The sequence below is a fragment of the Neisseria sp. P0001.S005 genome, from assembly GCF_051963715.1.
On the sequence record NZ_JBQCTZ010000212.1, the window covers coordinates 1 to 5648 of the forward strand.

At 52.7% G+C, this 5648-nt stretch carries 6 protein-coding genes; 5 read left to right on the forward strand and 1 reads right to left on the reverse strand.

Annotated elements, in window-relative coordinates; translation table 11 throughout:
• The coding region (locus ACTHSP_RS17115) for an OmpP1/FadL family transporter (protein WP_440346523.1) at positions 1-492 on the forward strand (492 nt) is incomplete at its 5' end.
• Between the two features lie 309 nt (positions 493-801).
• On the opposite strand, the gene ACTHSP_RS17120 is transcribed toward ACTHSP_RS17115, so the two are convergent.
• Entirely contained in the window at positions 802-2067 is a 1266-nt protein-coding gene (locus tag ACTHSP_RS17120; RefSeq protein ID WP_440346524.1) for a LysM peptidoglycan-binding domain-containing protein, read from the reverse strand.
• Positions 2068-2301: 234 nt separating this feature from the next.
• On the opposite strand from ACTHSP_RS17120, the gene def reads away from it, so the two are divergent.
• The 4 genes from def to rsmB form a co-directional block, all read left to right on the forward strand.
• Positions 2302-2805 (forward strand): peptide deformylase, encoded by a 504-nt coding sequence (def, locus tag ACTHSP_RS17125; protein WP_003678675.1) that lies wholly within the window; start codon positions 2302-2304, stop codon positions 2803-2805.
• 135 nt (positions 2806-2940) lie between these two features.
• Positions 2941-3867: a methionyl-tRNA formyltransferase gene (fmt, locus tag ACTHSP_RS17130; protein ID WP_107867960.1), complete on the forward strand. Its 927-nt coding sequence runs from the start codon at positions 2941-2943 to the stop codon at positions 3865-3867.
• A gap of 33 nt (positions 3868-3900) precedes the next feature.
• Entirely contained in the window at positions 3901-4419 is a 519-nt protein-coding gene (locus ACTHSP_RS17135; protein WP_107867959.1) for an O-acetyl-ADP-ribose deacetylase, read from the forward strand.
• Positions 4420-4466: 47 nt separating this feature from the next.
• A partial coding sequence (gene rsmB, locus ACTHSP_RS17140) for a 16S rRNA (cytosine(967)-C(5))-methyltransferase RsmB (RefSeq protein WP_440346525.1) occupies positions 4467-5648 on the forward strand: 1182 nt, incomplete at its 3' end.

Genomic DNA, 5648 nt, shown 5'->3' on the forward strand with positions numbered 1-5648 from the left:
GGTATGTACCGCGCCACCGACAAAACCAACCTGTTCGGCGATGTGACTTGGACGCGCCACAGCCGCTTCAACAAAGCGGAGCTGGTGTTTGAAAACACCAAAAAAGTTGTCAACGGCCAATCTGACCGTACCGTCATCACGCCTAACTGGCGCAACACTTATAAAGTTGCATTCGGCGGCTCTTATCAAGTTACCGAACCATTGCAACTGCGTGCCGGTATCGCTTTCGACAAATCACCGGTTAAAAGCGCTGAAGACCGCATGAACAGCCTGCCTGACGGCAACCGTATCTGGTTCTCCGTCGGTGCCAAATATCAACTGGGTAAAAACCATGTTATCGATGCGGCGTACAGCCATATCCACATCAATGATACGGTTTACCGCACCGGCAAAGCCAGCGGCAACGACGTAGACAGCCGCGGTGCATCCTCTGCACGCTTCAAAAACAAAGCGGACATCTTGGGCTTGCAATACACTTACAAATTCAAATAATCGGATTTGAGTTGTGGATAAAAAGGCCGTCTGAAGATTTCAGACGGCCTTTTTGATTGGAAGGAACAGATGGAACAATCAACAGGCAATAAATGGCGTGCCGTGCTTTTCATATTTCTGATTGGAATGGCAGAACGGAAAGACGATAGAAAAGGAGATAGCCGATTACCGACTTGAGAAATAAGATATTGTTTGCGCTTTAAACAACGTGTTACTAATTTTATTTAATGGGCAAGTAATCAAAAGGCCGTCTGAAAAACAGGTTTTCAGACGGCCTTTATTTACCGAATCGCTGCTAAGAAAGCTTAATCAGCTGCGGACTTCCAGTTCGATTTCTCTTTCTTGTTCGTCTTCGGCCGGTTTGTCCATGGTTTTTTCATCGGCCATATTGTCCAAATCGCGGCCGGGTTCGGAGGCGGTATCGCCGATGGAAACGCTGTTCAGGCTTTCCAAAATAATGGCTGAGGCCAGATGGTCGGATGTGCGGTACACCATTGCCAAACCGATTTCTTCCGCCGGAATGGAAACCAATTCAACCGTATCTTTGTCTTTCGGCTTGCGAATCAGGTTGTTGGATAGATTGACACGGACTTGGCGGCCGCGTTTGTAGAGGCTGACCACCGTGCCTTTGTCCAGGCCGTCGAGTTCGCCTTTATCCAAAGTAATGGTTTGGAACTGGCCGGCTTCGCCCACGCCGTCGAAGATGGAAACGACTTTGGCCTGAATCGGACGGGCAGGGGCGTGAGGCATCACATTGAAGCTGTCTAGGCCTTCGGGCAGTTTCAGCAGATAGTCGTCTTTGCGGATTTCGGAAACGGCTTCTTCGATAACCAAAGGTTGCGCAGATTGGGTGCGCAGCTTCATGGCTTTGTTGATTTGGGTGTAATACTCGTTGCTTTTGAGTTTTTCGTCAGAAGTGCGGGTGCGGTTTTCCAAGGCGGAGTCGGTGTAAGGCAGCGTGTTGGCGATGCCGCTGAACACGACTTCTTGGCCGAGGAATTTGCCGGTTTCCGGATCAGTGATGTTTTTATTGACGCGGTAGGTCAGGTAGCGGCCGGGTTCGGTCAGGCCGTATGCGTACACGCGGTTGCCTTGGGTGTAGAGGACGCGGTTGTCGGGGCCGGCAATCAGGCGCGGCGCGTTGGCGGTTTCTTCCGGAGCGATAATCTGCGGATGTTTCATGAACATGCGGTAGAGGTTGACATTGACGGTCGGAATGCCGTAGCCGGAAGTTTCGCGTACGCGCGGATGCAGTTTGATCACGGGAATGCCGTCTGAACGGGTTTGGGCATGTTCAAAACCCAGTCGCGGCTGGCCGTTGACGTAGCGTAAAACCAACACCTGACCCGGATAGATCAGATGCGGATTGCGGATGGTGTTGCGGTTGGCGCCCCAAAGGCGGTTCCATTGCCACGGGCTGTACAGATATTTGCCGGAAATACCCCACAAGGTATCGCCGTTTTTAACGACGTAGCGTTGCGGCGCATTGGGGCGGATTTTTAAAGAAGCTGCCTGAGTGTGGGCAGAAATAGCCATGCCTGCCATGCAAAGCAGGGTTATAATACGTTGTTGCATAACCGTTCCCCTTGAAATCGATTCGGTTTGTCTTCAGATGATAAACAGAGAAGGCTGGAGTTTGCGAAACTGCCGCCCATTCATCAATACGATAACGAACGGCCTCCGTCGCGCTATTTTAACATTTTTCGGCGTTATTTTAGCATTGAATGTTGCTGTCATGACAGGAGATTGTGGCGGCGGAAACCAAATCTGTATGAAAATCACACATCAGCTTTATAAAACGAGAATATTATGGCTTTACTGAACATCCTCCAATACCCTGACGAGCGTTTGCACACGGTCGCCAAACCTGTTGAAAAAATCGATGAGCGCATCCAGACATTGGTTGCCGATATGTTTGAAACCATGTACGAAGCACGCGGTATCGGCTTGGCGGCCACTCAGGTCGACGTACACGAGCGCATCGTCGTGATGGATTTAACCGAAGACCGCAGCGAGCCGCGCGTGTTCATCAATCCCGTCATTGTCGAAAAAGACGGCGAGACAACTTATGAAGAAGGCTGTCTGTCCGTGCCGGGCATTTACGATACCGTCACCCGTGCCGAGCGCGTCAAAGTTGAAGCTTTGAACGAAAAAGGCGAGAAATTCACGCTGGAAGCAGACGGCCTGCTGGCAATCTGCGTGCAGCACGAATTGGACCACCTGATGGGCATCGTGTTTGTCGAACACCTGTCGCAGCTGAAACAAGGCCGCATTAAAACCAAACTGAAAAAACGTCAGAAACACACCATCTGACCTACGCATCGCTTAAAGGCCGTCTGAAAAGACAAAACAGAAGGCAGACTTCGGTTTTCAATCTTTCAGACGGCCTTTTCAGCTGAAACAGTTTGCCCAACGCGCCCATTCAAACCATTTTCACAAGGACACAACATGAAAGTCATCTTTGCCGGTACACCCGATTTTGCCGCTGCTGCCTTGAAAGCCCTCGCCGCCGCAGGTTTTGAAATTCCGCTGGTGTTGACCCAGCCCGACCGCCCCAAAGGCCGCGGCATGCAGTTGACCGCATCGCCAGTCAAACAGGCTGCCTTGGAATTGGGTTTGACCGTGGCGCAGCCGGAAAAGTTGCGCAATAACGCCGAAGCCCTGCAAATGCTCAAAGATACGGGCGCGGATGTGATGGTGGTGGCCGCGTATGGCTTGATTTTGCCGCAGGATGTGTTGGATACGCCCAAACACGGCTGCCTCAATATCCACGCATCGCTGTTGCCCCGTTGGCGCGGTGCGGCACCGATTCAACGTGCGATTGAAGCCGGCGACGCCGAAACCGGCGTGTGCATCATGCAGATGGACATCGGCTTGGACACCGGCGCAGTGGTCAGCGAACACCGCTACGCCATTCAACCTACGGATACTGCCAACGAAGTGCATGACGCGCTGATGGGTTTGGGTGCCGAAGCGATTGTTGCCGACTTACAGCGTCTGCAGGCGGAAGGCCGTCTGAACGCGGTCAAACAGCCTGAAGAAGGTGTTACCTATGCTCAAAAATTGAGTAAAGAAGAGGCGCGTATCGATTGGAATGAAAGCGCGGCTGTGATTGAGCGAAAAATCCGTGCTTTCAACCCCGTACCTGCCGCGTGGGTCGAGTATCAAGGCAAACCGATGAAAATCTGGTGTGCCGAAGTCGTGGCCAAACAGGGTAAGGCAGGCGAGGTGTTGGCCTGCACTTCAGACGGTTTGCTGGTGGCGTGCGGTGAAAATGCGCTGAATATTACCGAATTGCAGCCTTCCGGCAGCAAACGCATGAGCATACAGGCATTTGCGGCAGGCCGGACGATTGAAGTCGGAACGGTTTTGTAACAGGCTGGAAACCAACGTAGAGGAAAGAAAACAATGGCTGTTTTTGAAGTGGTCGAGGGCGATATTACCCGATTGGCAGTCGATGCGATTGTCAATGCCGCCAATTCATCGCTGTTGGGTGGTGGCGGCGTGGACGGTGCAATACACCGCGCCGCAGGCAAAGAGCTGCTGGATGAGTGCCGAATTTTGGGCGGTTGCCGCACAGGCGAAGCCAAAATAACCAAAGGCTATCGTTTACCTGCGCGTTTTGTCATCCACACGGTCGGGCCGGTATGGTTTGGCGGACAACAAAATGAAGAGGCCAAATTGGCACAATCCTACGCTAATTCCTTGCTGCTTGCCCAGAAACACGATCTTCACAGTATCGCCTTTCCGTGCATCAGCACTGGGGTGTACCGCTTCCCGGCCGAAGCCGCCGCGCGTATCGCTTTGGAGAGTTTGAAGCAAACCCTGCCGCAATGTCCGGTAGTGGAAAAAATCATCTTTTGCTGTTTTTCCAAAACAGATGCCGAATATTATCGGGCATTGCTGGCTGCCGAACAGGCCGTCTGAAATCCGCCAAACACTTGAAATCAAATTATGAATCAGAAAGCAAAAATATGAGTATGTCCCTCGCCCAAAAATTGGCCGCCGACAGCGTTGCCGCGGTTGCCGAAGGGCGCAATCTTCAGGATGTTTTGGCGGAAATCCGCGCGGCGCATCCGCAGCTGACGGCGCAGGAAAACGGCGCGTTGCAGGATATTGCCTACGGATGCCAACGTTATTTGGGCAGTTTGAAGTATATGCTTGGTCAAATGCTGAAGAAGCCGATTGACAATCCGCAGCTCGAAAGCCTGCTTTTGGCGGCGATGTACCAACTGCATTACACGCGTAATGCCCCTCATGCCGTGGTCAATGAAGCGGTGGAAAGCATTGCCAAAATCGGCCGCGGCCAGTTCCGCTCGTTTGCCAATGCGATTTTGCGCCGCTTTTTGCGCGAACGCGACAAGCTCGCGGCTTCCTGTAAAAAAGACGATGTGGCGAAACACAATTTGCCGCTGTGGTGGGCGGCTTACTTGAAAAACCATTATCCGAAACATTGGCACAACATTACCACCGCGCTGCAATCGCATCCGCCGATGACTTTGCGCGTCAACCGCCGACACGGCAATGCCGAAAGTTATTTGGAAAAATTGGCTGCGGAAGGTATTGCGGCCAGGGCGTTGGACGAATACGCCGTGATGTTGGAAGAAGCCGTGCCGGTAAACCGCCTGCCCGGTTTTTCAGACGGCCTGGTGTCGGTGCAGGATTTTGGTGCGCAACGTGCTGCCTATTTGTTGAACCCGAAAGACGGCGAACGCATCCTCGATGCCTGCGCGGCACCGGGCGGCAAGACAGGTCATATCTTGGAACTGGCAAATTGTCATGTTACCGCTTTGGATATAGACGAAGGCCGTCTGAACAGGGTGAAGAGCAACCTTGACCGTTTAGGCTTTCAAACGGCCTCTTTGGTTTGTGCCGATGCGCAGGACTTGACAGCGTGGTATGATGGCAAGGCCTTTGACGCTGTCTTGGCCGATGTGCCGTGTACCGCTTCGGGCGTGGCGCGCCGCAATCCTGATGTCAAATGGCTACGCCGACCGACCGATGCCGTCAAAACCGCACGCCAACAGGAAGCATTATTAGACGCGCTGTGGCAGACCCTGACGAAAAACGGCAGGATGTTGCTGGCTACCTGCTCGGTCTTTGTCGAAGAAAACGACGGTCAGTTGCAAAAATTCCTTAACCGCCATGCCGATGCC

Bases quoted from the DNA above. Each gene is read 5' to 3' on its own strand.
- ACTHSP_RS17120 (WP_440346524.1), bottom strand. From the start codon at position 2,067: ATGCAACAACGTATTATAACCCTGCTTTGCATGGCAGGCATGGCTATT.
- def (WP_003678675.1), top strand. From the start codon at position 2,302: ATGGCTTTACTGAACATCCTCCAATACCCTGACGAGCGTTTGCACACG.
- fmt (WP_107867960.1), top strand. From the start codon at position 2,941: ATGAAAGTCATCTTTGCCGGTACACCCGATTTTGCCGCTGCTGCCTTG.
- ACTHSP_RS17135 (WP_107867959.1), top strand. From the start codon at position 3,901: ATGGCTGTTTTTGAAGTGGTCGAGGGCGATATTACCCGATTGGCAGTC.